This window comes from Paeniglutamicibacter sulfureus (assembly GCF_030512175.1).
GTDB lineage: Bacteria > Actinomycetota > Actinomycetes > Actinomycetales > Micrococcaceae > Paeniglutamicibacter > Paeniglutamicibacter sulfureus.
In genome coordinates, this window is sequence record NZ_JAULBL010000001.1 from 1271958 (window position 1) to 1298868 (window position 26911).

The 26911-nt window shown below is 65.0% G+C and carries 17 protein-coding genes; 5 read left to right on the forward strand and 12 right to left on the reverse strand.

Translation table 11 applies throughout. From position 1 onward, the window contains the following. Positions 1-177: 177 nt before the first annotated feature. Together Q2T94_RS05550 and Q2T94_RS05555 are read right to left on the reverse strand one after the other, a co-directional pair. Positions 178-1467, reverse strand: coding sequence for an adenylosuccinate synthase (locus Q2T94_RS05550; RefSeq protein WP_264269821.1), 1290 nt, complete (start codon positions 1465-1467; stop codon positions 178-180). Positions 1468-1635: 168 nt separating this feature from the next. Then, a complete protein-coding gene (locus Q2T94_RS05555; protein ID WP_302263196.1) occupies positions 1636-1995 on the reverse strand; it encodes a hypothetical protein in 360 nt (119 codons plus the stop codon). A 154-nt stretch (positions 1996-2149) separates the two neighbouring features. On the opposite strand from Q2T94_RS05555, the gene Q2T94_RS05560 reads away from it, so the two are divergent. Then, positions 2150-2719: a TetR family transcriptional regulator gene (locus Q2T94_RS05560; RefSeq protein WP_302263197.1), complete on the forward strand. Its 570-nt coding sequence runs from the start codon at positions 2150-2152 to the stop codon at positions 2717-2719. On the opposite strand, the gene Q2T94_RS05565 is transcribed toward Q2T94_RS05560, so the two are convergent. The 3 genes from Q2T94_RS05565 to kynU form a co-directional block, all read right to left on the reverse strand. Then, positions 2716-3342: a thymidine kinase gene (locus Q2T94_RS05565; protein WP_264269818.1), complete on the reverse strand. Its 627-nt coding sequence runs from the start codon at positions 3340-3342 to the stop codon at positions 2716-2718. The two genes, Q2T94_RS05560 and Q2T94_RS05565, sit on opposite strands and share 4 nt — an antisense overlap. A gap of 170 nt (positions 3343-3512) precedes the next feature. Further along, entirely contained in the window at positions 3513-4928 is a 1416-nt protein-coding gene (locus Q2T94_RS05570) for an amino acid permease (protein ID WP_302263198.1), read from the reverse strand. A gap of 125 nt (positions 4929-5053) precedes the next feature. After that, the gene (gene kynU, locus Q2T94_RS05575) at positions 5054-6343 is read right to left on the reverse strand and encodes a kynureninase (protein ID WP_302263199.1); all 1290 of its coding nucleotides are present in this window, start codon (positions 6341-6343) and stop codon (positions 5054-5056) included. Between the two features lie 140 nt (positions 6344-6483). On the opposite strand from kynU, the gene Q2T94_RS05580 reads away from it, so the two are divergent. Continuing rightward, complete coding sequence (locus tag Q2T94_RS05580; protein WP_302263200.1) at positions 6484-6978, forward strand: Lrp/AsnC family transcriptional regulator; 495 nt, start codon at positions 6484-6486, stop codon at positions 6976-6978. Between the two features lie 28 nt (positions 6979-7006). Here the strand turns inward: Q2T94_RS05580 and Q2T94_RS05585 are convergent, their stop codons facing one another. From Q2T94_RS05585 to Q2T94_RS05615, 7 genes are all read right to left on the reverse strand, one after another. Continuing rightward, the gene (locus Q2T94_RS05585) at positions 7007-7435 is read right to left on the reverse strand and encodes an SRPBCC family protein (RefSeq protein WP_302263201.1); all 429 of its coding nucleotides are present in this window, start codon (positions 7433-7435) and stop codon (positions 7007-7009) included. A gap of 38 nt (positions 7436-7473) precedes the next feature. After that, the gene (locus tag Q2T94_RS05590) at positions 7474-8637 is read right to left on the reverse strand and encodes an LPXTG cell wall anchor domain-containing protein (protein ID WP_302263202.1); all 1164 of its coding nucleotides are present in this window, start codon (positions 8635-8637) and stop codon (positions 7474-7476) included. A gap of 409 nt (positions 8638-9046) precedes the next feature. Next, positions 9047-9844 carry a hypothetical protein gene (locus Q2T94_RS05595; protein WP_264270581.1) on the reverse strand — a complete coding sequence of 266 codons (798 nt, stop codon included), beginning with the start codon at positions 9842-9844 and terminating at the stop codon, positions 9047-9049. Between the two features lie 27 nt (positions 9845-9871). Further along, positions 9872-15364 (reverse strand): DUF6531 domain-containing protein, encoded by a 5493-nt coding sequence (locus tag Q2T94_RS05600; RefSeq protein WP_302263203.1) that lies wholly within the window; start codon positions 15362-15364, stop codon positions 9872-9874. Between the two features lie 149 nt (positions 15365-15513). Further along, positions 15514-15795, reverse strand: coding sequence for a pyrophosphorylase (locus Q2T94_RS05605; RefSeq protein ID WP_071214649.1), 282 nt, complete (start codon positions 15793-15795; stop codon positions 15514-15516). Between the two features lie 424 nt (positions 15796-16219). Beyond that, positions 16220-17005, reverse strand: a complete 786-nt coding sequence (locus Q2T94_RS05610; RefSeq protein ID WP_302263204.1) for a hypothetical protein — start codon at positions 17003-17005, stop codon at positions 16220-16222. Between the two features lie 583 nt (positions 17006-17588). After that, positions 17589-17870, reverse strand: coding sequence for a pyrophosphorylase (locus Q2T94_RS05615; RefSeq protein ID WP_071214649.1), 282 nt, complete (start codon positions 17868-17870; stop codon positions 17589-17591). Positions 17871-18221: 351 nt separating this feature from the next. Between Q2T94_RS05615 and Q2T94_RS05620 the strand changes: the two genes are divergently transcribed. From Q2T94_RS05620 to Q2T94_RS05630, 3 genes are read left to right on the forward strand one after another with little or no spacing between them, the layout of a single operon-like run. Next, positions 18222-21224 (forward strand): coiled-coil domain-containing protein, encoded by a 3003-nt coding sequence (locus Q2T94_RS05620; RefSeq protein ID WP_302263205.1) that lies wholly within the window; start codon positions 18222-18224, stop codon positions 21222-21224. Then, positions 21221-22555, forward strand: a complete 1335-nt coding sequence (locus tag Q2T94_RS05625; RefSeq protein ID WP_302263206.1) for a type 1 periplasmic-binding domain-containing protein — start codon at positions 21221-21223, stop codon at positions 22553-22555. Before Q2T94_RS05620 ends, Q2T94_RS05625 begins: the two co-directional genes overlap by 4 nt. Before the next feature lie 31 nt (positions 22556-22586). Continuing rightward, on the forward strand, positions 22587-26894 hold the full coding sequence (locus Q2T94_RS05630) for a type VII secretion EssC family protein (RefSeq protein WP_302263207.1): 4308 nt from the start codon (positions 22587-22589) through the stop codon (positions 26892-26894). Positions 26895-26911: the final 17 nt, after the last annotated feature.

A 26911-nucleotide genomic window follows, 5' to 3' on the forward strand; every position in this document is an offset into this window, starting at 1 on the left:
TGCAGTGATTTTTGCCCCAACCCGAAGAATGTGACGGCAAAACGGTCGACAGGGGGACGGTTCGGCATCCCGAGGCAGGTCAAGACGGCATCCGTGCCCCGGACACGGCAAGGGCGCGGTGCCGGGCCAGGTGAATGTCATTCATCCTGCCCCACACCGCGCCCGAGCGCGTCGCTGTCAGTCGTTGATCAAATCGTGACGGACGATCGTCTGCTCACGGTCCGGTCCCACGCCGATGGCGGAGAAACGGGTCCCGCTTATGGCTTCGAGCGCCAGCACGTAGTTGCGTGCATTCTCCGGCAGGTCATCGAGGGTGCGGGCACCGGTGATGTCCTCGGTCCAGCCGTCGAAGTATTCGAAGACGGGCTTGGCGTGGTGGAAGTCGGTCTGCGTCATCGGCATCTCATCGTGGCGCACCCCGTCAACGTCGTAGGCCACGCACACCGGGATCTTCTCGATGTTGGTCAGCACGTCGAGCTTGGTGACGAAGTAGTCGGTGAAGCCGTTCACGCGCGAGGCGTGGCGGGCCAACACTGCGTCGTACCAGCCACAACGGCGCGGACGGCCGGTGTTCACGCCGAATTCCCCGCCGGTCTTCTGCAAGTATTCGCCCATGTCGTCAAAGAGCTCGGTCGGGAACGGCCCTGCACCCACGCGGGTGGTGTAGGCCTTGATGATGCCGATCGAGCGGCTGATACGGGTTGGGCCGATGCCCGAGCCGACCGAGGCGCCGCCGGCGGTCGGGTTCGAAGACGTCACGAACGGGTAGGTGCCGTGGTCCACGTCCAGGAACGTGGCTTGGCCGCCTTCCATGAGCACGACCTTGCCGGCGTCCAGCGCATTGTTCAGCTCGAGCGTCGCATCGATGACCAGCGGGCGCAGGCGCTCGGCGTAGGAGAGGAAGTACTCGACGATTTCGTCGATCTCGACGCTGCGGCGGTTGTAGACCTTGACCAGCAGTTCGTTCTTCTGGCGCAGTGCGCCCTCGACCTTCTGGCGCAGGATGGATTCGTCAAAGACGTCCTGCACGCGGATGCCCAGGCGCCCGATCTTGTCCATGTAGGCCGGGCCAATGCCGCGCCCGGTGGTGCCGATGGCGCGCTTGCCCAGGAAGCGTTCGGTGACCTTGTCCATGGTCTGGTGGTACGGGGCGACCAGGTGCGCGTTGGCCGAGACGCGCAGCTTCGAGGTATCGGCACCGCGTGCCTCCAGTCCCTCGATCTCTTCGAAGAGCGCCTCGAGGTTGACCACACAGCCGTTGCCGATGATCGGGATGGCATTTGGCGAAAGAATACCGGCGGGAAGGAGCTTGAGCTCATACTTTTCACCGCCAACGACAACTGTATGACCTGCGTTGTTGCCGCCGTTTGGCTTTACAACGTAGTCAACCTGGCCACCTAAAAGGTCTGTGGCCTTGCCCTTGCCTTCGTCGCCCCACTGGGCGCCGACGATCACGATTGCTGGCATGGGATCCTCCCCCTTGCTCGATTCAGCGCGGCCGGCAAAAATGCCGGGTCCCGGCGGTGCCGGGCGCAGAAATGCCCCTCGCTCTTCGATTGGCCCAAGCAGGATCAGGAAGAACAGTAAGGGGCTCTTACGTCACGAGTTTACCCGATGCAGCATCAATGAGTGGATTTATGCTTCCTTGGGCTCGTCTTCTGCTTCGACCGCCGCCGCCAATGCGGCGCGTGCCAGTGTTTCCCAGTGCTCGATCGATGTTTCGGGAACGGATACCCAGTCGCGGAAGGGCCGCCCCTGACCCGAGGGGTCGAAGAGGCCGGCACCGGGATATTCCAGGGCCTTGCGCATGATTTCACTCGCGCGTCCCACCTTGAATCCCATGGTGTCCTCGATAAGGCAGGCGATGGCCTTTGATTCGTACTTCAAGGCGTCCTTGCCAAACATCTTTCCGGCAGCCACTCCCTCGCCAAGCAGGGCACGGGTGAGCCGCTGGAACTCTTTCATGGCCTCTGGTGTAGGAAATTGCATACTCATGCCCCCATCAAACCCCGCCTTTGCCCCTTGCGTCGAGGGATCGACCAAAAGTCTTTTGACGACTGCGCCTCCCGCCTGCAGCTGCTCCAGATGATGACGCGAAGAAATGCGCCCACATTCAGACTTGCTTGGAGTGCCGCCTAGACTGGGAGCCATGGCCCTGACGCGTGAACAACTCATTGATGCCGCCGTGGGCGTGCTCTCGGAGTTCGGCCTGGCCGACCTGTCCATGCGCCGGCTGGCACGGGAACTGGATGTTCAGGTCGGGGCGCTGTATTGGCATGTGAAGTCCAAGCAGGAACTGCTCGTGGATGTTGCCGCCAGGCTCCTGGACGCGGTGCCTCGCCCCGAATCCCCCACCCCTGCGTTGGCACCGATGGCCATCGCCGCGCTGCTGCGCCAGCTGCGCACCGCGCTGATCACGGTTCCGGACTCGGCCGAGGTCATGCAGCTTGCTCAATCCATGCGTCCCGAGTCCTTGGATCCGTTGGGCTGGATCCTGGATTTCCTGCGGATCGCGGGCGTCCCGGAGAGCGATGCCACCTATGCCCGGCACGTGCTGGTCAATCATTTGCTGGGGTCGATCGGCGCACACCAGGAGGCGCTGGCATTGGCCGCAGGCACCGAACCGTCCGAGTCATCATCCGACTGGGGCGACGAGGCCTTCGACTACGGTGTTCGGGTGATCCTGCGAGGGATGGCACTGGAACCCATCGCCGGTTAGCTGCCCAGACGCCCGTTCGAAGCTTCCAGGTAGCAAGCTCCGCAGAGGGATTCGTACCAAACCTCGTCCCCGTCGATGGCCACCTGGTCTCCATCGAAAATGATCTCGGTGCCGATCCGGCGGGTGTTGAACACCGCCTTCTTTCCGCAGCGGCAAATCGTCTTGAGTTCCTCAAGGCTGTGCGCGATCTCCAGCAGGCGCCGCGACCCGGGAAACGCATGGGTGCGGAAGTCCGAGCGGATCCCGTAGGCCAGCACGGGGACGTTATCCAGGATGGCGATGCGGAACAGGTCATCGACCTGTTCCGGCGTCAGGAACTGGGCCTCGTCAACCAGCAGGCACGCCACCGGAGGCGCATCCACGTGCTGCAGCAGGGCATCCGGGTCGTCCCCGGCGACTTTAGTGGCAAAAAGTTCCCGGGCATTCGCTGACGGCGGGATGAGGAAATCCACGTCGCGGCTCATTCCCAGGCGGGAAACTATTGCCGAGTCGCCCTTCGTATCGATCCCCGGCTTCGCCAAGAGGACCCGCTGTCCGCGCTCTTCATAGTTGAAGGCGGTCTGGAGAAGACCCGTGGACTTGCCGGAATTCATTGCCCCATAGCGGAAGTACAGCTTCGCCACATCGTTCCTTTCGAGTTGGACACCGTGGACGATTCTATGCGCATCGGAGCGCCTGTCCCTTGGATCCCCCGCGTTTCCGACGAGAATGCCCGGCACCGCGCGAAGGCCGCATCAGCGTACCGTCCGGCGTTGCCGGGCATCTTCACCGGGAGCAGGAAATCACTTGTGAGTTATGCCAAGTCCCCCACGGCAGCCGCTTCCCGGAGCTCCTCCTCGGCAGGGACCATTCGTTTGCGCAGTAGGAAATAGAGTGCCGCAACCACCAGCGCGAAAGGGAGGCCGAATATCAGTGTCATCTTGAATTCCTGGGTAAACAGCGTGGTGACCAGAAGGGCCGCCATCAGCAATGCGCCCAGCAGCGAACCCAGCGGATAGAAGGGCAGCTTGTAGGAAAGTTCCTCGCCGCTGCGCTTATGGTGACGACGGAAAAACAGGTGGGTGGCGAAGATCAGCATCCACGTGGCCATGGCACCAAACATGGACAAGGCCATCATCACGGTGAATCCCGTTTCGGGATTGGCGGCATAGATCAGCGTCGCCACGGCGATGCCTCCGGCCGAAAGCAGCAGTGCATTGACCGGGGCGCCGTTCTTACGCACCTTTCCGAACACCCTCGGGGCGTGGCCACCGCGCGAGAGGGAAAACATCATGCGGGTGGAGATGTAGAGCTGCGAGTTCATGGCCGACAAGGCCGCCACGATGACCACGAAGTTCAGGATGGAATCGGCGTAGGGAATGCCGATGACCTGCATGACCGTGACAAACGGACTGCCGCCTTCAAGGATCTTGCCCACCGGCGCGATGGCAAGAATCAAGGAGAGGGTCAGGATGTAGAAGAGGAAGAGGCGCAACAAGGTGACCTTGAAGGCCTTCTTGACCGCCACCTCGGGCTCCTTGGCCTCGCCGGCAGCCACCGCGATCATTTCGATGCTCAGGTAGGAGAAAATCGCCACAATGACGGCAAACCACACTCCCTTTGCACCGCCCAGGAAGAAGCCGCCGTCGGCGTTGTAGTTCTGCATGCCGAAGTCCGGGTTCGATCCACCAAAAACCAGTGCCGCGGCAACAACAATGAATCCCACAATGGCGAAGACCTTGGTTGCGGAGAACCAGTATTCGAGGGTGCCGAAGGCCTTGACGTTGAACATGTTGACACCGATGAGCAACGCGGAGAATCCGAGGACCCAAACAATCGGCGGAACCGAAGGGAACCACATCTGCATGTAGTCGCCTACCGCAGTGACTTCCGTTCCCACCGCCAGCACGATGCATGACCAGTACAGGTACTTGATCATGAATCCGGCAAACGGGCTGATGTAGTGCTCCGCGAAGGCGCCGAAGGACCCGGTGGTCGCGTGGGCAACCGTCATCTCCGAGAGGGCTCCCATGAGAAGGAGGGCAATCAAACCGCCAATGACATAGCTGATGATGACGCTGGGGCCGGCAAAGGAGATGGCAAACTTGCTGCCCAGGAAAAGACCTGTGCCGATGGCGCCGCCCAGGGCAATCATGCCCAGCTGGCGGGACGTCAGCTGCCGGGACAAGCCGCCTTCTCGTTTCTTGATGTTATCCAACGACGAGCTCATAAGTATCCTCGAATCATTGTGTGCGAGTGAAGCAGTGCAGTTGTTTTTGGGTACGACAAACCCGCGGGCGGTCCGCGTTTTCGCCAGACGGCCCACTGGGCAGGTTTGGTTGGGCTGTTGCCCTCTTAGGTGACGGCTTGGCGCGTTCGGTAGGCGGGGACGTCCCAGGCTCGGGTTTCCAGGATGTCGCGCAGGATTTCGACCGCATCCCAGATGTCCGTGTAGGAAAGGTAGAGCGGTGTGAGACCGAACCGCAGCACCTCGGGCTCTCGGTAATCGCCAATGACGCCCCGGTCGATCAACGCCTGGATGATGGAGTATCCCTCGGGGTGGCGGAAGCTGACGTGGCTGCCGCGTTCGGCGTGGTTCTCGGGCGTCACCAGCTCGAGGCCGAATTCACCGCAGCGCTCGCGCACCAGGGAGATGAACACGTCTGCCAGTGCGAGCGACTTGGCCCGCACCAGGCCCATGTCGGCTTCCAAGGACACATCCAGCCCGCATTCGACCATGGCCATGGACGTGATCGGCTGGGTTCCGCACAGGAAGCGGCGAACGTCGCTGGCGGCCGTGTAGCTGTCGGACATCGCAAACGGCGCCTCGTGGGACCACCAACCGGTCAAGGGCTGCCAGAAGCGGCCCTGGTGGCGCGCATTGACCCAAATGAAGGCCGGGGAGCCCGGCCCGCCGTTGAGGTATTTGTAGGTGCAACCAACCGCATAGTCGGCGTTGGCCCCGTTGAGGTCCACCGGGACGGCGCCTGCCGCGTGGGCAAGGTCCCAGATCACCAGCGCACCGGATTCATGGGCGGCCGCGGTGACGGCGTCCATGTCCCACATGGCGCCGGTGCGGTAATTGACATGCGACAGGGCGAGAACCGCGACGGAATCATCGAGCGCCTGTTCCAGCGTCAGGTTCTCGTCAATGAGGCGCACCTCGTAGTGCTCGTTGGTTTCGGCGTTGACTGAGTTCAGGAAATCGCTGATGCCCTCGGCAATGTAGATGTCGGTGGGGAAGTTGTCCCGTTCGGTCAGGATGACCCGGCGGGCCGGCGCGTCCTGCTGCTGGATGCGCACCGCCGAAGCGAGTGCCTTGAACAAGTTCAGGCTGGTCGTGTCCGTGACGACGGTTTCGCCGTCGTTTCCGCCGATGAGTTTGGAGAGTTTGTCCCCAAGCCGGCTGGGCAGCTCGAACCACCCAGAGGTGTTCCAGGAACGGATCAGGCCCTGGCCCCACTCGTTGTTGATGACTTCAGTTGCCCGTTCGGCTGCACCGCGCGGAAGGGGACCCAACGAGTTTCCATCGAGGTAGATCAGCCCTTCGGGAAGTGAGAATCGCTCACGAAAGCTGGCGAGGCCATCGATCTTGTCTGTTTCCTGCAAGCTCGCGCGATCGGTGGGGTGGGTGGGCGTGCTCATTGGCTATGGGCCTTTCTTGGCGCATCGTGGATCTTCGACGCAAATAAAAAATACATGATATCGACGCACCCCATCATAGAATTATCAGTCGGCAGCTTGATAGCGTTCTGAATAAATGCTCAAACCTACAGGGGATCCTCGTGCTAAATTCGAAATCCATCAAGAATCACTACAGTCAGCAGAACACGGTTCGGCTCGATGACATCGACTTGGTTATCTTGCGGGAACTGGGCAGGGATGCACGTACGCCCAACAACTTGTTGGCATCGCGTGCCGGGATTGCCCCCTCGACATGCCTGGGGCGCGTTCGAGCGTTGCAGGATTCGGGGGTGATACGCGGATTCCACGCCGATATCGACCCCATGATGCTCGGCCTTCGAATCACGGCGATGATTTCAGTGATGGTGCACCCGGAATCGCGCAACGCCATGCTTGATTCAGCCCAAGCCTTGCGGGCGCTTCCAGGGGTGCAGGACGTGTTTGTGCTCGGCGGAACACCTGACATCCTTGTTCATGTCGTCAGCGATTCCATCGAAACACTGCGGGATTTCGTGGCCGAGCACCTAGGCTCCAATCCCACTTTCTCCTCGACGCAAACGAACATCGTCTTCGAGCATCTATCACCGGCTGGCTAAGCAAGTCGATACTCCGGCGGACCCGGAGCTAAGGCGCGGATTCCGCATAAGCCCGCAATGATTTCAAGGTATCCGCTTCGGAACCGGCAATCGCCGCCAGGAGACCCCCGACTTCGTTCCGAAGTTTCTTGGCTGCTTCCACGGTGATGACTAGTCGCACCTGGGTCTGCCCGGAATCCTTGGCGAGCGCATATCTATAGTGCACGCTGATGTCCCCGCCGCCGGAAGTGAGGGTGATGGCCTTCTCATCGACCAATTCCGAAATCAGCAACTGACGTTCATGGGATCCGGAACGGTAGTCGAGGACTGTCCCGAGGCTCGTGAGCTGCTCGGCCTCCATCGAATCAACCCCGGGCATCCATTTGGGCGCGGCCACCCAATCGGTAAGCAGTTCCCACACTCGCGGCACCGAGAGGTGAATCAGCTCCTGGGAATCCAAAGCCTGAAACTGTGTCATAGCCGAATCGTGTCACGCCGCAGCCCAAAATGAAACGCCTATAGGCCCTTTTGCCTCTTGCGCGTCCCGAGCATCAAGGCGCCGCCCAGCAGTAGTGCCACCCCGAGCCCACCCATGACGACGGTGCCGTTGCTGCCGGTATTTGCCAGTTCATGCCGTTGGGAATCGACGAGGGGTTTGGCGACTGCCTGGGCAACTTGCTTTTTCTGGACCACGGGCTTGGTGACGGTCGCAGCGGGCTTGATTTCAATATCTCGCTCTTCTGGCTCTTGCGTCGGCGTGGTCGGCTCCGGCGATTCTTGTTCGGTGACTTCCCATTCGCCCAAACCCGCCAGGATTCCGTCGTATGCTTCCTGCGCCCATTCAGGGTTGTCCGGGAAGAGTCCGTTGAGGTACTCCCACAATTCGTCCAGATAGTACTCGTCGCCGGTCGTTGCAAAGTCAGTCACAATGTCGATGATCGTCTGGAGTTCAGGTGAATCCATCATCGCGTTGTTGTATTCATCGATGAATTCCTGGCCTTCGTCTGAATCCAGGAATTCATTCCACTGGCTCTCGTCCCACGCCTCGGAACCTTCGGGCATCGTCAGGGTCGGCATCCAGGCCGGCATTTCTGGTCCCTCTGCAGGGTCCTCGGCCATCGGCGGAGAGGCCGACTCTTCAACGATTTCGATGGTACTGCCTCCCTCAGCGCCCTCCGATTCGGTCGTTCCAGTTGGGCTCGCAACTTTAACGACCTGACCGCTGACTTCCACCGAAGGGCCGGATGGCACGGCGTCTAATAGGCCGGGTTCCTCCGTGACGGCGTTTTCTTCTTCCACGGTCGGCAGGCTCAGATCGTCACTACCAACCTGAACGGGAACCTGCGTTTCGACGACCGATGAATCCGCAGCCTCCGGGGAGACGGTCGTGGCAATCACTTCTGCCGTGCCCGGATCGTCTTCCGGGATCTGTGGGGCGCCAGCCGGCACATCCTGCCCCGCACTGAGAGCATCACCCGACTGCTGCACGGAATCTCGGGCCGATTCGGTGTTCCCAGCTGCCGCTGCGCTATCTCCATCGTTCGCGCCAGCTATCTGGGGGTTCTCAGTCGCGGTGATTGAGCCCTCCTCTAGCGGCAAGGCTTGAGCCACCAAGGGGCTAAGCATCAGGCCCGAGGCCATCACGGTTCCGAGCAACGCAATACGAATTCGAGGTGCCATGTCAGTCCTGTCCCAGAGATTGGTGCGGTGGAAACAGGATCCGGTGCCACGTGACGTCCCCTTGGACCGTGCCCTGCAGTCAACGTGGAACGTGCGCCACGTGTCAGATCAATCTATGGCAATGACAGGGTTTCGCCTAGTCACGATTTGAAAACTAATTCGTCGGGCTGACCGGGCCAGTAACCCGCTCCATCCAGGACACGAATCCGGTGCTCGAGAGCGGATAGTTTTCTGCGACGTCCTCTAATAGCCTGCTGCCAGTCCGCCATTGAATGCAAAGGACTCATGAGCCGTCGGGTGCCGGGCCGCCGGTATTCTCGCGGTTCACCCAGACACCACAGCAAGAACCTATCGGTCCGGGTGGGAGCCATCGCCCGGGCAGCCGACGTCAATTGGCGCTGGCCGAGAATCACGAGGCCAATGGCCGTCGTTCGCATACGTCCTTTGAGGCATACCACGTCAGAGTCGGATCTGCTTGACCCGTGGAAGCAAAATGGCGCGCAGCGGCAATCGCACGCTCCACTGTTGTCGTTTCCCAGTTCTCGAACGAACCTTTCAAATCCCCGATCGCGACCTCGGTCTGGCCGTGCTCGGACCCTGGCGTTGTCATCATGCTCCACAGCCGGTCATCCGATGTGTCGGGACAGAAATAGACAACCATCGCGCCTTCCGCACCCCCACAGAAGTCCATCCGCGCACCGCCACGCATCGCGCTGACAAGCGTCCGTTTCTTGCCATCCAAGGACCGTACGCGGCCTTCGAGGGAAGTAGCGGACGGGGCCTCCTCCTCGAACAGCTTTCTCCCATCGTTCCCGGTGACCAGAAGTGCACCCGAGGCTAGTTTCTTCGCCTTCTTCTTTTTGTCAGGTCGAAAATTGGCGCCAATAATGGTTCCGGCAATCACGCATGTGAACCAAGTCAGGCCGAGGCCACCGGTTCCTCCCTGAATGCTTTGGATGTTCCGGAACCACAGCAGAACCCCAAAAAAGACGACGAAAAAAAGCAGGATTGGCAACCTGCCTTTGGCGAACATGAAGGTACCCGCGCCAGCGGCGAAGGCAACCAACAAAACCATGAGGACGATGGAAATATTGGCGTCCCACCAGATAACCGGGATTAAGAAACCACTCAGGACGCCGATCGCCGCCATCGCCATTCCGACGAAATCAGCATTCTTTGAGGAACTACGCGCCACGATTGAATTCACCTACACGATTCATATACACATCGACCATCATTTCAGACCTTCGGTGAATTGATCTACCCCAAATCCGGCGGAGCTGCTTGTAAAGGCTTCCGACCACAACCCATTGGTGTTGGTTCGCGCGACGTCAAAAGCTCCACCGAGGGTTCTGGGGTGGAAATTGGGCATTTGCCTTAAGGTACTGACCCCGTTCATGCCAACGCCCGGGATCTTGTCCACCGGAATTGCAGACGCCATGCCTCCGGAGAGAGCACTCACGCCGGCGTTGCGGAGGTTAACGTCTTTTCCTCCGACAAGATCCGTTGTGATCGACCCTGCGGCGCCACCACCAGCGGAAAGACTGATCGTTGAAATCTTGGCCAGGCCACCCGTGGCCGTCTGCCCGAAGGATCGCGCGATCGACCCTCCGGCCGGGCCGGCGAGACCACCGACCGAACCGGCCACGAAACCGCCAGCCATGGAACCGGCGAATCCCCACCCGTCCTCGATCTTCCAGTCGTTCTTCATCAGCTCCGAGGTCCCGCCAGCGATTGCGCCAAAGGAACCGTTGACGCCGGCATTTACTGAGGCAGCAGCCACGAATTTGCTTGTGTTTGACGCCGCGGCCGAGGTGGCAGCGACACGCGTCGCTCCGAATCCCACTGTCGCGGCCCGCGTGGCCAGGGCTCCTGCCCCGCCACCGACTGCACCCAAGGCGCCGGCGACTGCAACATGGCCCCAATCGACAGAGCCGTTTTGCGCCTTCTCCATGATTGTCTGGGCGCCAGCAGAAACCAGCGCCCCGCCGACCATCATGCCCACCGGCCCACCGAAGATCACCAGCCCACCACCGACAAGCACCGCAGCACCACCCGCGATATACTCCCAGTTGTCCGCGAACCAATCGCCTGCGGCTGCCATCGCACCGTTGTTGCCGTCGCGGTACGCCTGCAGTTCATCCTCGGTGACCGGACGCAGGCCCAGCGGATCGATCGCATGCAACGGGTCGTTCCCGGCATACGAATACGGGTTTCCGGACCAACCGGAACCCACCACCGGATCCAGCGGATCAACCGACAGGAACCCGCGCGTCATCGGGTCATAGGCCCGGGCGCCGAGCCAATCCAGCCCGCCCACCTGCAAGCCGCCGGACGCACCCACGGCCAGCCCGGAAGGAAGGCCCGGAATCGCGTCCGATGCCATCCCCCACGGGCTGCCTGCCTTCGTCGGATGCGCACTGCGCCACCCGGCGGAAAGCACCGTGCCGCCTATCGCCGTCACGCCGCCGGGCAGTGCCACCACAGATTGGTCACCGGCGGACATCACCCGGGGAGCGACCTCCGCCGAATCCCACCACACCTCGGCGCCGTCCACGTCCGCCAACTCGCCGAGGGCGTCAACCCACAATTCGCTGCGCGAGGGAGCCCCGGAGGAGTCTTCCGCGGTCACCGCGGTCAACCAACCGCGCAAGGACCATTCAAATGACCGCACCGAGCCATCGGGCTCCACTGATTCGATCCGACGGCCCAACCCGTCGTAGGCATATGTGCTGGTCCCTGCGCCGTCCGTGCGGGAACGCAACTGGCCGGCAGCATCATAGGCAAGCTCGGCGGTGAACCCGTCAATGGATTCATTAACCAGGCGGCCGGAAAGGTCATAGCGCCACTGGGACACTAGACCGTCCCCGCGCACCGAACGCTCAAGCTGGCACGCCGCGTCATAGGAGAAACGGGTTTCGATGCCATCGGCAAGGATCGCGGCAATGCGCCCGTCCCCGTCCCGGCGAATGACGGTCTCGGTCACACCCTCAACCGTTGTCGTGGTGTGGCGCACCACGACGCCTTCGGCATAGTCCCAGTTTTGGACCGCATTGCTGGCGACTGCGCCCACCATGCGTCCGGCGGCATCACGCTCGTAAGAAATCCGCCCGAAGACCGGGTGCTTCACAACCACCACGCGTCCGGCGGCGTCATGGCCGAACTCGGTGCGCGTCCCGTGCGGGTCGACCATTGCCGTGCGGTTCCCGTCCGCATCGTATTCCCATGACGGGCCGCGCCCGTCACGCAAGCGCTGGATGAGCTGCCCGCGGCGGTTGAAGCGCAAGAGTTGCTCGACCTGCACGCCGTCCTCCCGGGTGTGGTCGGTGATGCGCACGCTCCTGGAACGTGCATCCCGGTTGATCTGCATCAATGAATGCCCATCGACGCCGAGGGAGACCTGCCGCCCGGCTGCATCATAGCTCCATTCGGTGCGCCGGCCCTCCGGGTCGCACTGCCACAGCTGGCGGCCGGCCGGGTCAAAGCCCGCCGTCGTGGTCCGGCCCAGCGGATCGGTTTCCGCAACGACCTGGTCTGTCTCGTTGTAAATCCGGCGCGTGGTGGCGCCCAGCGGGTCGGTGACGGTGGTGAGGCGCCCGCGCGAGTCGTACTCAAAGCGGGTCTTGCCGCCCAGTCCGTTGACGGCCTCGATGAGTTGCCCCGCCGCATCGTAGCGGAACCTGCGTCGGCCAAAGGAGGAATCCACGGCCCGGACCATGCGTCCGGCCAGGTCGTATTCGAAGCGCGAGGTGCCGAGGCCCGGGGTATAACGGGAAACGACTCGGCCGACGGCGTCGTATTCCAGGCGCTCGATCTCCCCTCCAGGGAAGACGCGGGCCACTACGCGGGACTCGGCGTCGTATTCCAGGGTGGTGCGCGCACCGGTCGGGTCGATGCTTGCTGCCGGCCGCCCGGCGGCGTCGAATTCGAAACGGGTGACGGCCCCGCCCGGGGAACGGTGTTCGATGACCCGTCCGGCCGCGTCGCGGCGCAGCAGGGTGAGACCTCCCTCGGCGTCGACCAGTTCCACGGGGCGTCCGCACGCATCGTAGGTGGTCAGCTCGGTGCTGCCGTCCGCGCGCTCGGAGGCCACGGGGCGTCCGAACTCGTCGCAGCGCACGCTGCTGCGCTCGAACGCATCCTGGACGGTGACGGTTCCGGTGGCCGCGTCGGCGGAAATCTGCTGCCGCACGCCGGTGGGGTCCACCACCGCGGTGAGCTCGCCGTTCTTGTTGTACTCGCGGGACCACGCGTGCCCCGCGGGGTCGGTGACCTGCGTCAGGCGGGCCAGCGCATCGTGGACGAAGCTCCATTGGGCGCCGTCGGGAAGCTCGAGGCCGGACACGTTGCCCAGGTCGTCGAAGCTGCGCGTGACGGCCCGCCCCAGCGGATCGACGGTTTGGGTGAGCTGCCCGTGGGAACCGTAATGCATCTCGGTGCGGGACCCGAGCGGGTCGATGACCACAGTCAGGGCTCCGCCCGGGGCGTACTCGAACTTCCACAGGGCGCCGTCCGCGTCCCGGCGGGAGCGTAGCTGTCCGTTGGCGTCATACAGGTAGGTGGTCCGGGCCCCGCCGGGGGACACCGCCTCGGTGACCCGTCCTGCGTCATCGCGGTCCAGCGTCGCGGTGTTCCCGAAGGAATTGGTGATGGTGGCCAGGTCGCCGAAGCCGTCGTAGCCGAAGCGCACGGCCACCCCGACCGGGTCGACGATCTTCTCCAGCAGGCCGTCGCGCCAGTGCAGCTGCGTGCGGCCACCCTCCGGGTCGATGACCAGGGAGGGGTTGCGGGAGGAGTCGTCGGCATATTCGTAGGTCACCAGGGCGCCGGACTCGGTCACCACGGTCACCGGACGGTCGGCGTGGTCGTAGCCGTAGGTGATGTCGGCACCGCTCGGGGTGCGGGTGCGGACCTTGCGCCCGCGCTGGTCGTAGGCATGCACCGTGAGGGCACCGTCGCGCTCGGTGACGGAGACCAGGTTGCCGTATCGGTCATAGCTCATCGACTGGCGCGCGTCGTTGGCGTCGATGACGCCCACCAGGCGGCCCCGGGCATCGGCGATCCAGGCGTTCGAACGCGTCCCGTCCGCATCGGACACCACCGTCAGGCGGCCCGGCAGGTAGGCGAACCGGGTCACGCGGCCGAAGGCGGAGACCTGGGTGAGCACCCGTCCGTGCTCGTCATAGGTGTTGACCGCCTCCTCGACGCCGGCGGCGTCGGTGACAGCCTCGATGAGGCCTGCGTCGTTCCAGCGATAGCTGCGCACCCCGCCCGGCCCAGCGGCGGAAATCAGGTGCCCGTTCTCGTCGTACTCGAACTCCACGCGGCGCCCGTCCGAGGCCATAAGCACGGCGATCCGATCGCCCGCGAATTCGGTGCGCACCCAACGGCCGCGTTCGTGGGCAAGCTCGGCGATGCGGCCCTCATCATCCCGGCGCACCAGCAGCGCGGTCCCGGGGCCGGTGTCCGAGGACAGCCAGGTCCCGGCCGCGGTGAACACCCAGCGGGCTCCGGCATTGTCGCGCACCACGAGAACCTCGGCGGAATCCGCCGCGTATTTGTCGAGCTCCTCGTCATTCAGGGTTTCGCGATGCAGCCAGGAGCTTTCCCCGTCGGCCCGGTCCCACCCCTCGCCGAGGCGGGGGAACCACAGGTGGCGTCCATCGGCCAGGACCATCCATGCGCCCTCATCCTCCAGCTCTAGGCGGGTGTCGAACACCGAGGCCCAACCGGTCCCGAAAGCACCGACCCGCTCGTCCAGGGAGTTGTAGGTTCGCGTGGCCACCAGTGCCGCCGCGGCGCCCGCGAAGCCGAGGTCCACCTCGGTTTCCAGGAAGTTGCCGGTGGAGGTGTTGACCGGGTCGTTGGAGTAGCCGGTCGTCGGATCGGCACCGAGGGCAAATGCCGCGTCGATGGCGATGTCCTGGCGGGTCGCCCCGACCCCTTGGGTGGCGAGGGCAGCCAAGAGCGCCGAGTCGGCCAGCCGCGAAACGTTTCCTTCGCCGCCGGCGGCAGCGAAGGCGTTGGCGATGGTCAGGGCCCACGCCACGTCCTGGTCGTTGGCCTCGAGCCACTTGTCGAAGCCGTTGACTACCCCATTGGCGTTCAGCGAGCCATGGCTGCAGCGGGCGGCAAAGTCCGCGAGGTGGCTGCGCAAGGCCGCGGGCTTGCCCGAAAGCTCGCCATTGAGGTTCGCCGACCCGGTGGCAAAGGAGCGCAGGTCGCTGGGGCGTGCCGCGGAGACGCCGGCATTGGAACCGCCGCCCGGGGCGGGTGTCTGCCGGACCCCGGTCACGGGGGCCGAGGCCTGGATGCTCACTTCCTGGGCCGGGGGCCCCACGGGCGGATCCTCCTCGCCGAAGACCATGTCCCAGCCCCTCAGGAGGGCGTTTTCTTGGCGCTCGTCTCGACGCTGCTTCCATTCGCGGGCCAGCCGGCGCCGTTCGTTTTCCTTGCGGGCTTCTTCCTTCAGCGATTTCGCGCCGGTGGCAGCCTCGCGCAAACGTGCCGCGAGCTCGGTCGCGTCAGCGGACGCGACGCGGGCGTTGTCGGCAAAAAGCTTTGAGAAATGCCCCTGGAACTCGGCTCCCGCCGTCGCCACCAGGGAGGACCGGGAACCGGACTGTCCCTCAATATTGGATGCGGCGAGGTTGAACGCCGAAATCAATGCGTCTGCCGTCCCGTTGTCAAACACAACGTCATGTTCAAAGGCACCCAGATCGGCCACGCAAGAACTCCCTCATCAGACCAGTGGGACCCGGAGGTCCCGAAAAACGATCCGAGGCACCGTCGAAACCTCGGTAAAGGATGGAAAACGCCCCCGCCGCCTGCGCGGCATCACGGCCGGAGACAACGGGGGGCGAAGCCCAGAACTGGCTAGTTGCCGCCGCCCGCGGTGAAGATGTTCGTCGAGATCTGGTTCAACTGGCCACGCAGCTGCTCCAGCTCGGTGCGTGCCTTGTCCAGCGCGGCCTTCGTCTCCGGCCACGTTGAACCGCGGAACTGGGAAGCAAGGGGCCCGTCCCACACGTTCGGGTCCGACAGGACCCGTCCCTGGGCATCCAACTGGCTGATCTGGTCGGTGAAGCCACCGTTGATGATCGCCTGAATCTGCTGAATGGCAGTCTTTGCCTGCTCCGTTGATAGGACACGCGACATGAAATCCTCCAAGAATCCTGGTGATGTCCCCGCGCAAACGCGCTACTAGGAGACTCGAACGAGAATAACTCTAACAAGATGACATGCCGCGTTCCAAGTAATGAGCCCATAAATTTCTCGTGTTGGCGAGAAATACAACCGCCAGACAGACACAGCCGTTTCGACTACTCACGTTGGTGTCCGTACGGTTTCGAACGACGCGAAAGCCGCCAAGGAGTGACCGTCATGCATTGGGGCATGATCGGGTAGGCGGAATGACTTGCCGATCAACGCATCAACATGAACCAACGTGCCCCTAGCACCTGTCCCCCGAATCTATTGGCAAGCGATCGGACGCCCCTGATGGCATGCCTGGCTCAGTGTCTTCGAATGCAACCCGCTGATGGCCTGACCCATCTTTCTTGGATCCCTGAGGCTTCCTCGATCAGTCTGCGCGGCGGCTTGCCGACCAGACAACATCGCGCGAACGCGATCCGGACACCGCGAAATAGCGCGCAGCCACCTGCGCCCGGCGCAACGACTCGCCTTTCGCCTGACCATCCGGCGAACCGACAGTAGTCACTTGCCCACCCAACATCGTTTGCCCCGCAGGAAGCGGCCTGTGCCACTCCGCGGACTCGACGTCGTCGGTCACATAGACCTCAACGGAGTCCGGCGCGAAACCAACAGCATCCAACCGCGCCGACCCCCGCCGAAGTGACAAGGCCGAAAAGTTGCCATTGAGCTGAGCCAACAGCTCGTCGAGCTTCTCCCCCTCCGGGTCGATCTCCTCGAAGCGGTCCTTGCCGATCGCCCAAGTGGCCACGGTCCTACCCGGAACGGCCAACGGATCCGTCGGAGGATCGGGCAGAACCTCGGTCCCCTGCCTCGCCGCCCGGAGTCCACGCCCGAGGGTCATTCCGAGAACGGCACAGCCCACCAGCGCCGCAATCGTCCAAGTGATCGGCCCGAAATTGATCAACAAAACCATGGAAAGAACGATCACCAGTGGATAGGCCATCATGCGCTGGTAGGGGTCCTGCCGTGCTCCGGAAAGAAACGAGAGCAGCAGGACAACTGCAGAGAAAAGGACGACGAGAATCGGAAACGCACCAAACAAGAATGAAATCGCCAGGCCCCCAGCCGCCGCAGCGAACGCAAGGACGTAACGTCCCGGCGTGGGCGCCGCCACCCGAGCAACCGGCGTCAGTCGACGCTCCTCTAAAATCATGAAGCCAAGGTCCTCCAATCAGCAATCGTCGGCGATCTAAACCACGTCATTTGGGGATCGGCACCGCCCTTTCGGTGGAAATACCGTACCGCAGCCAACGTTTTCTCCAGAGTCGTGGTTTCCCAGGACGCTTGAGAAAGAAGCATGTCCCCAATCATCACCTCGACCTGTCCCGGATCGCTACCGGGCGATGTCAACACGCTCCACTAAGTCCGCGAGGTGGCTGCGCAATGATGCGGGCTTGCCGGCAAAGTTCACTATTGAGGTTCGCCGATCCGGTGGCGAATGACCGAAGGTCGCTGGGCCGCGCCGCGGAAACGCCCGCGTTGGCGCCTCCGCCCAGGGCGGGTGTCTGTCGCACCCCGGTCACCGGGGCCGAAGCTTGGATGCTCACTTCCAGCGCCGGAGGCCCGACGGGCGGATCCTCAGCACTGATCCACCAATCCACTGTCCGGTCGATCCAGTTTGCTTGGCGTTCGTCCCGGCGTTGCTTCCATTCCCTGGCCAGCCGGCGCCGTTCGGTTTCCTTGCGGGCTTCTTCCTTCAGCGACCTGGCTCCAGCGGGGGCGAGGCCCAGAACTGGCTAGTTGCCGCCGCCCGCGGTGAAGATGTTCGTCGAGATCTGGTTCAGCTGGCCACGCAGCTGCTCCAGCTCTGTGCGTGCCTTGTCCAGCGCGGCCTTCGTCTCCGGCCAGGTTGAACCGCGGAACTGGGAAGCAAGGGGCCCGTCCCACACGTTCGGGTCCGACAGGACCCGTCCTTGGGCATCCAACTGGCTGATCTGGTCGGTGAAGCCACCGTTGATGATCGCCTGAATCTGCTGAATGGCAGTCTTTGCCTGCTCCGTTGATAGGACACGCGACATGAAATCCTCCAAGAATCCTGGTGATGTCCCCGCGCAAACGCGCTACTTGGAGACCTGAACGAGAATAACTCTATCAACATGACATGGCCCACCCCAAGCAACCGAGGCATGAACTCCAGGGATCAACGTCATGAATGGATTTCGTCGCGCACCGGACCCCCTTGGTGATATGAACGCGGGGCACCTTGTCCGTTTATTCATTTCGGTGGCGTACCGCCTATTATTCAATAGGAATTTGCAAACGAAGGGACCCCAGTGGCCAGTACGCGCACACGCCAGCAGCATGTCGACACAACCAAACGCACCCTCCGACTCCGTCGTGGCGCGGGCGCGGTACTCACGGTTGCTGCCTTGGCTTTCACCACATCGTGTACCAACGCACCACAGGCCATCGACAACCCCACGAGGGTGCTGCAGTCGGTTAACGTGGATCTTGCCTCCAACGGCTCTATCTCGGCGGTGAACGGAACCGCCATCTCCGTGGACGACGCCACCGGCGGTTCCTCGAGCGCAGATACCGCCTATATTCCGGGTGAAGTCGCCAACGACCTTCCCGTTCGCGTGAGCACGCAGTACCGCACCGCGGAGAAGACCGGCACCAATCTCGAGGAGCTGGCCGGCTACACCGGCCGGATCGAGATCGGCCTGACCGTGGAAAACCTCACGGTGGCGCCCAACGACGTGACATTCGACGTCGCGGGCCAGTCCCGCACCGAACCTGCACTCGTTGGCGCACCGATGACCATTGCCGCCTCGACGGTGCTTCCCGAGGTTTCGCCCGGCGCCATTGTCGCCGAATCCGGTTCCGGCGCGGCCGGGACCAACGGCATCGTCAGCGCTTCGCCCGACGGGGAGACGGTCATCCAGTGGGCAACTCTTCTGGCACCTCCGGCAACCAGCGCCAGCACCACGCTGCGGCTGGTCGCAGACGTCACCGATTTCGCCACCCCGAGCATCGACCTGGCCGTGCAGCCTGGCATGTCCACTGACCTCTCGGTGGACGGCGTGCTGGCCTCCGCGTTCGACACCAGCCCGACCTCCGAGCTCGCCCTGCAGCGGCGCACCATCGACCTCATTGCCGAAGTGAATGACGTGTTGAGCCGTGCGGGCTCCACCATCACCGACGTGCGCGGCAACCTGGAGAGCACCTCACAGACCCTGGGCGTGAGCACCGCCGCCCACCTGAAGGAGAGCAGCGACTCCTTGGCCGGGACCCTCAGCGGCTTGAAGGACCAACTCGGATCGCTCAAGACCGACCTCGATTCCACTGTCACCGGCGCCGAGACCACGACCCTTGCGCAGCTTTCCCAGACCGTGAACACGGTCGACGCCATGCTGGGCGACACCTCGGTCGGCGTGCCAAAGGCAACGATCAAGGGCAACGGCTGCGCCGCCATCGTTGCACCCGCAGGCGAAACCGCGACGGTCTACTCCAGCCTCGTGCTGATGTCCGCCCAGCTGGACGGCTATGCCCGCTCGACCGCCGGTTGCCGCGACGAAGTTGCCACCGCACTGCAGAGCACCGTTGGCCCTTCCGAGCCCAACGCCGAGAACTGCGCCGTCGCATCACTGACCTGTGCGTTCCACGCTTCGTCGATCACCGTGACCGGCGCCCTGCTGAAGTTGGTGGACCAGGGCGACAAGCTGGTTGCCTCTTTGGATCCGGAGATCATCACTGGCGCGCTGGCACGCCACAGAAGCCTTTCGGATGGAATCGATGAGCTTTCCAACCAGCTCACCGCACTGGACCAGGCCGAATCCAACGGAAAAGCCAACGACGAGAAGGCCTTCGATGACGCCGTCAAGGCGCTCCGGACCACTGTCGACGACGCCGGGACACCGTTGGCCGACCTGAATGGAGACGTCGACTCCTTCGTCTTGGCCGAACAGACCAGGTTCAATGACATTCGTACCGCCAGCGAGGCCGCCGCGAAGCTGGTCAAGGGCGGCGACCACAAGCTGACCAATCCTTGGATCTACAAACCGATCGAAGAAGAAAATCCCCTGGGCGCCATGCTCGGGCGGAACAAGGACATGCTTAAGCAGAATGCGGCCATGGAAACGAAGACTGTGGACATGGACGAGCAGGCCGCTACGTTGGCCAGGGACCTTTGCACCCGGATCGAGGGAGAGGACCGCATTCCCGAGAAATTGGCCCTCGAGAAACTTCGTGCGTACGTGACTTCCGTCCCCTGTGACGACGGGACCGGCGGCAAGCTAAGGCTGATCGCCGATCCGTTGGACGAGCAATTGGCCGAGCAGAAAGCTGCTCTGGCCGAGCAGAAAGCCGATCTGGCCAACCAGATCCAGGATTTGACCGACCACGCCAGCGAGCTGGAGAGGCAAGCTGGCGCTCGCGCCAAACAGGCAGAGGACCAGGCCGAGGCCTGGGATACCTGGGTAAGCAAGCAGGCCAAGATCTGGGATGACCGTGCCAAGGAGCAGACCCTGGCACTGAATAAGGTGACCTCATTGACCGATGCGCCTGTCGACGGCGAGCCGCTCAAGGAATCCATCAAGGACGCAGAGGCCAGTCTCGAGGCCATCAGCGAGAGCATCGATGAGCTGGAATTCACGGTTAAGAACGGTGGCAGCATCAAGGGTGACATCGCCAACCTGCGCAAGACGCTGGAGGCTGCCCAGGGAAGTCGGGATCGACTCGGCGAGGGCTTGCTGGTCTTGGACAAGCAGCAGGACGAGCTCGAGTCTGGCATCAAGAAGGCCTTCGCGGACACCCAGAACGCCATGACCGAAGAGGTCACCGTGCTGATCGACAGCCAGATCCGCGTGGTCTCCGCCCAAGGCGCCGAAGGCAGCGACGCAGTCGTAAAGGCCTTCGACCGCTCGGTTGCGGGTCTGTCCGCGACTGCCGTCGACGTTGAGGCCAACGCCAAGACGACCGTTGACAAGCAGCACGCCGAACTAGCCAAGCAGGACGCCGGCCTTTCGGAGGCAGTCAGCAAGCAGACCGCTGCCTCGCTCGAGGGCATCGCGCAGAGTACAGGAGCCTCGACGCGGGATGTCGAGGTTGCCTCGAAGCTGCTCGCCGCCGGCCTGTCCAAGGTCATGCTCGACCTGGGCGACCGCAAGGTGAACGGGTCCGGACTGCTCGGATCCATGGCCACCAGCGCGGCGAAGGCCGACACGGCCGACTACCAGCTGGCCCTGGCCACCAAGAACGCCCAGGGCTACGCCAACGTGCGCGCCGAGGACGTTGCAGGGATCCTGCTGCGCCAGGCACAGTTCAAGGCTTCGCTCGAGGCCGTCTCGGCCCTGCCGACCTTCCACCTCGAGGTGCCGGCGGGCACCGCGACGCAGACGCTGTACGCCTTCCGCCTCGGAAGTGCCAAGTGAGCCGTCTCGCCACGCGCCGGAACCTGATTTCCGGCGCGGTGGCCATTGTGGCCGTGGCCGCGATCATCGCGATGTCCGTCTTCCTGTTCCGTCCTTCCGACGCGGCCATGGGCGACCCTGTGGAGGCAAGCGTCCCGGTGGCATTGTCCGCAGCCAACGTCCCTGCCGAGACCAAGCTCGGTGTCGTGGTGACGCTCGGGTCCAGTTCCGGCGCCGCGTGGAAGGATGCGGCACAGGGCGCGGCGGTTGCCGCGCACCGCTTCTCCCTCTCGGGCACCGCCATCGCCCTGTCCACCGCAGATGACCGCGGAACGACCGAGGGCGCACGCAAGGCCGTGGAGAAACTGGTTTCCGAGGGCGTCTCGGGGATCATCGTGGCCACCGACGGCGAGCAGGTGGACGGAGCCCTCGAGGCCGCCGCCAGCGCCGGGGTCCCGGTACTGCTGCCCTACTACGCCGACAAGGTCGATGGCGACGGCGCCGCCTGGCGCACCGCACCCACCGAGGCCCAAGTGTCCAAGTCACTGACTTCCGCCCTGGCGGGCGCGAAGCGGACGCTGCTGATCGACGCCGGCGGCGGTGCCCCGGCATCCGTGGACGTCGCGGCGAAAATCTCCTTCGAACCGGGCGCCGATGCCGAGCAGCTCGCTGCAGATGTCGCCCGCCGCACCGGCGTGGTTGAACCGGCGAAGGCCGACGGCACCCCTGGACGCGCCCCGGTGGCCAACCCCGCCGACGCGGTGCTGCTCTCGGGCAACCCGACGCAACAGGCAACGGTCGTCCATGCCCTGCAATCGGCCAACGTCACGGTCCCGGTCGTGCTGACACCCGGGGCCACCAGCCCCGCCTTCGCCTCCCGGTTGGCCCAGGCCGGCGGCACCGCCTCCGGACGGCTCTCCACCGTCGGCCCCGACGCCGGCGACGCGGCCGCCCTGCGGCCCGATGCCTCCGGACGGGCCATGTCCGGGTTCCTCGCCGGCCTGCGGGTCCTCGCGCAGGACAAGGAAGCCAAGAACCTCACCGGCGACGTGCCCTTCAGCGAGGTCGCCAACGCCGCCGATTCGCGCAGCCACGACGCCGTGGTGGCTCTGGTGCGGGCGGTATCAACCGCCGGCAGCGGCGATCCGGCCAAGGTGGCCAAGGCACTCGGTACGCTGAAGCTTGGCCCGGCCGACGGCATCGCCGGCCCCGGACTGGACTTCACCCGGCCCGATAGCATGGACGGGGAACCTGCGGTGCTGCACTTCTCGGCCCAGGACCTGGGCTTGCGCCCGCTGGTATCCGGGAGCGGCGGACCGGCTTCCTGGTTCTCGAGCCCCGCCGCCGACTGACCCCACGTCCCAACGACGAAAGGAGCGCGCGGTGCGCGTGCTGATCCGGCTGGATGGCCAGCGACTTGACCGGGAGCTGGGAACCTTCGCTCCCGGCACGACACTCGCGCAGCTGGTCACCGCCGCAGGCGGCACCGCTCCTCCCCCCGGCTCCACGCTGTACGTGGACGCCGCTGCGGTGCCCGCCGATACCCCGTTGGAGGAGTTGCTGCTGCTGGAGGGCAGCACCATTTCGCTGGCACCCCTCCCCCGACCCGAGCCCTTGCGCGGCTGGAGCGCCACCCTATCCGGCGGCCTGGATGCGGGTGCTGTTATTCCGCTTCCCGCGCACCGGCCGCTGCTCATCGGCCGTTCCCCGCAGGCGGATCTGGTCCTGCAGACCGAAAGCGCCTCGTGGAACCATGCCAGCCTGGAACTCGAGGGCGACGGCGTGCGGGTCCGCGACTCGGGCTCGACCAACGGAACGCTGCTGGCCGGGGAAGCGGTGGATGGGGACGGCGTACTTGTCACCGCCGGCGCCACCCTGGTCATGGGCGGAACGACGGTGCTGTTGCGGCCGGAGATCACGGAGAACCGCGCCCCGGAACCCGGGTCGCTGCACAACCTCACGCCCGCGGCCACCGCGCCGTTCAACCGGCCCCCGCGCCCCGGAAACCCGCCGGAACCCGATCCGCTGTCCCCGCCGGTGCGCAAGGACGTCCCCCCGGCCTCCAAGTTCAGCTACATCACCGTGCTGGCCCCGCTGCTGCTGGCCGGGGCCATGGTGATGATGCTGGGAGATGCCCGCTTCGCCATGTTCGCCGCGCTGAGTCCGGTCATGGCCGTGGGCATGTGGTTCGAGCAGAAGCACCGCCGCGCCAAGAACCTCAAGGAAGAGGACGAGCGCTTCACCGCGGCCCTGGCCGACTTCGCCACCGAGATCGCCGACGCGGCGGCGGTCCAGGCCACGCGCCGCCACAGCGAAATCCCCGACCCCGCCACGACCATGCGCATCGCCGCGCTGCCCACGACCGGGCTGTGGCAGCGAAGAGCCGGCTCCGCGGGATTCCTGGCCCTGAACGCAGGGATCGGCGACGTGCCCTGGGCCCCCCGGCTCGATGACCGATCCGCCCCCGTTCCCGACCGCCTGGTGCGCGAGGCACTGGAGGCCAGCCGGATCCCCGCGGCCCCCGTGCTGGTGGACCTCACCGATGCCGGCGTCGTGGGCATCGTCGGGGACCGCGCCGGAGCCTTGGCCCTGGCCAGGTCCCTGCTCACCCAGGCCGCCGTGCACGCGGGGCCCGCAGATTTGTCCATCGCGGTGTTCTGCGACCGCGGACGCCACGAGGAATGGTCTTGGGCCTCCTGGCTGCCGCACACCCGGCGGCTGGGCACCGGCACCTCCGAACGCTGGCTCTCCGATGAGCGCCGGCGCAGTGCGGCACTGTTGCGCGCCCTGCGCGATGGGCTCGAGGAGTCCACCGGCGGCACCACGCTGCTGGTGCTGGATTCCGAGGTGCTTACCGAGGGCCGCGACGCCCCGGCACGCGAGCTGCTGGGCCACGGCCGCTCGGTCCCGGGACTCGGCGGTCGCGGCACGGCGCAGGGACCGCGGGTCTCGGGCATCGTGATCGCCGCCTCCGAGCAGCAGCTGCCCGCCTCCTGCACCACCGTCATCACCGTGGGAACCGACGCCGCGGCATCCGTGCACGACCTCGGCGAGCTCACGAACGTGGGCGACACGGTGTTGGCCGGCATCGGCCTCGAGGCCGCGGAGCGCTGCGCCATGGACCTGGCGCGCTTCGACGACCCGGAGCTGGTGGTCCCCGGGGCCGCGCTGCCTTCCCTGGTGCGTCTGCCCGAGCTGGCCGGCATGCCGGCCAGCGACGCCGAGTCGATCCGCGCGCAGTGGGCCAAGGCCAACGGTTTCTCCGCCCCGATCGGCACCTCCGAATCCGGGCCGATGTCCCTTGACCTGGTCAAGGACGGGCCGCACGGGCTGGTCGGCGGCACCACGGGTTCGGGCAAGAGCGAATTCCTGCGCTCCCTGGTCGCCGGGCTCGCCGCCCGCAACGACGCGACCCGGCTGAACTTCATCCTCATCGACTTCAAGGGGGGCGCCGCGTTCGCCGCCTGCGAGGCCCTGCCGCACACCATCGGCACCATCTCCAACCTCGACGAGCAGCTGGCCGACCGGGCCCTGCGCTCCCTCGAGGCGGAGATGGCCCGCCGCCAGCGCATCTTCGCCGCCGCCGGCGAGGACATCGACAACCTCGATGCCTACCTGGCCACCAACCCGGAAGAGCCGATGCCCCGGCTGCTGCTGGTGGTCGACGAATTCGCGATGCTGGCCAAGGACTTTCCCGAGGTGCTTTCCTCGCTGGTCTCCGTCGCCGCGGTCGGGCGCACCCTGGGCGTGCACATGATCCTGGCCACCCAGCGTCCCGCCGGCGTGGTCAACGACGACATCCTGGCCAACACCAACCTGCGCGTGGCCCTGCGCGTCCAAAGCCGCGACGACTCTTCCAACGTCATCGGCGTCCCGGCAGCCGCCGGCATTTCCCGCGCGCAGACCGGGCGGGCCTACATCAAGCTGGGGCAGGACGAGATCACCCCGGTGCAGACGGCACTGGTCACCGGGCGCGCCTCGCGGGCATCCTCCGACGAACTGGTGCTCGATGAGATCGGGCACTTTGGCATCGCGGTTCCGCCGCGGGCCCCGGCGCCGGGAGCCGAATCCGAGGACAGCGACCTGGACGAGCTCATCGAGGCCATCAACCAGGCCCACCGGGCTGCCGGGTTCGGGGAGCCTCGGCCGGTCTGGCCCGTGGCGCTGGGCGAGCGCGTCCCGCTGGCCGGCTTCCCCGCCGACGGCACCGGCTCCGGTCCCGCCCACCGGGCCTCAACGATCCCGGTGGTGGGTTCGGTGCGCGCGCGCTGCATCGAGGTCGCGCTGAAGGACGAGCCCGAGGCCCAGCGCCAGTCCCCCGCCGGCTGGGACCTGGCCATGGGCAACCTGCTGTTGCTGGGCATCGCAGGTTCCGGCACCAGCACCACGCTGGCGTCCCTGGCCCTGGCCGCTGCGGCCGCCAAGGACCCGCGGGAACTTGACCTGCTGGTGCTGGACATGGGGTCCCGCGCCCTGGCCCCGCTGGCGGCGCTGCCGCACACCTCCGCCTACGTGGGCACCGGACCCGGCGCCAAGGAGCAGCAGGCCCGCTTCCTGCGGCACCTGCGCACCGAGCTGGCGCGCAGGCGCGCCGACCCCGGTTCACGCCGCGAGACGCTCGTGCTCATCGACGGGCTGGCCACGCTGCGCGACGAATTCCAGGACTACGACGGCCAGGGGCTGTTGGATGCCCTGAACCGCGCCTATGCCGACGGACCGGCCCTGGGGCTGTACTTCGCCGTGGCCACCACCCGCGCCAAGGCGGTGCCCTCGGCGATCGACGAGGTCACCATCCAGAAATGGCTCTACCGGCTGGCCGATCCCTACGACTACTCGGCCCTGGGCGTGCGCGGGAGCAACATCCCGGCTGCGGTGCCCGGGCGCTGCGTGGATGCCGGGACGCTGCGGCAGATGCACATCGCCACCCCCGGCACCGACCTGGCCGCAGCGGTGGAATCCGTCGCCGCGCGCTGGCCCGGCACCGCGCCGAAGGCCGCCGCCATCGGCCGGCTGCCCGAGGAGCTGACCGTCGCCGAACTCGGCATGCCTGCGCAGCTTCAGGGCGAGCCATGGCGATTCCCGGTCGGGTTGCGCGAGGAGGACCTGGCCCCGGGAGTGCTCGAGGTCTACGAGGGCGAACACGTGCTCATTTCCGGGCCCGCACGCTCGGGCAAGTCGACGCTGTTGCTGGCCCTTGCCGAGTCGATCCGCGCCTCCTCCGCCGCCGACGGGGAGCCGGTGGCAGTGTGGGGCGCCTGCGGCCGGCGTTCCCCGCTGGCCAACGCCGGCCTGGACAAGGTGTCCGTGGGACCGGAGGACCTGCCGGCGCTGCTGGCCTCGATCCGGCTAGAGCGCGGACCCGTGGTGTTGCTGGTGGACGACGCCGAACGCTTCGAGGATTCCGATGCATCCCTGGCCAACCTGTTGGCCTCCGGGCAGCGGGTCTGCGTGATCGCCGCGGGCCGCTCAGCTGACCTGCGGGCCCTGTATGCGCACTGGACCAAGACGCTGCGCAAGTCCCGTTGCGGGGTGCTGCTGCAGCCCGACGTCGACTACGACGGGGAGCTGCTCGGTGTCACGCTGCCGCGCCGCGCCCCGGTGGCGGTGACCCCCGGCCGCGGCTACCTTTGCGTGGGAGGGACGCCGGCGTTCATCCAGTCCATGGGGCCGGGGACAACGCCCGGCGCCTGATGCCTGCCCCCAGGGAT

Bases quoted from the DNA above. Each gene is read 5' to 3' on its own strand.
- Q2T94_RS05550 (WP_264269821.1), bottom strand. From the start codon at position 1,467: ATGCCAGCAATCGTGATCGTCGGCGCCCAGTGGGGCGACGAAGGCAAG.
- Q2T94_RS05555 (WP_302263196.1), bottom strand. From the start codon at position 1,995: ATGAGTATGCAATTTCCTACACCAGAGGCCATGAAAGAGTTCCAGCGG.
- Q2T94_RS05560 (WP_302263197.1), top strand. From the start codon at position 2,150: ATGGCCCTGACGCGTGAACAACTCATTGATGCCGCCGTGGGCGTGCTC.
- Q2T94_RS05570 (WP_302263198.1), bottom strand. From the start codon at position 4,928: ATGAGCTCGTCGTTGGATAACATCAAGAAACGAGAAGGCGGCTTGTCC.
- kynU (WP_302263199.1), bottom strand. From the start codon at position 6,343: ATGAGCACGCCCACCCACCCCACCGATCGCGCGAGCTTGCAGGAAACA.
- Q2T94_RS05585 (WP_302263201.1), bottom strand. From the start codon at position 7,435: ATGACACAGTTTCAGGCTTTGGATTCCCAGGAGCTGATTCACCTCTCG.
- Q2T94_RS05590 (WP_302263202.1), bottom strand. From the start codon at position 8,637: ATGGCACCTCGAATTCGTATTGCGTTGCTCGGAACCGTGATGGCCTCG.
- Q2T94_RS05605 (WP_071214649.1), bottom strand. From the start codon at position 15,795: ATGTCGCGTGTCCTATCAACGGAGCAGGCAAAGACTGCCATTCAGCAG.
- Q2T94_RS05610 (WP_302263204.1), bottom strand. From the start codon at position 17,005: ATGATTTTAGAGGAGCGTCGACTGACGCCGGTTGCTCGGGTGGCGGCG.
- Q2T94_RS05615 (WP_071214649.1), bottom strand. From the start codon at position 17,870: ATGTCGCGTGTCCTATCAACGGAGCAGGCAAAGACTGCCATTCAGCAG.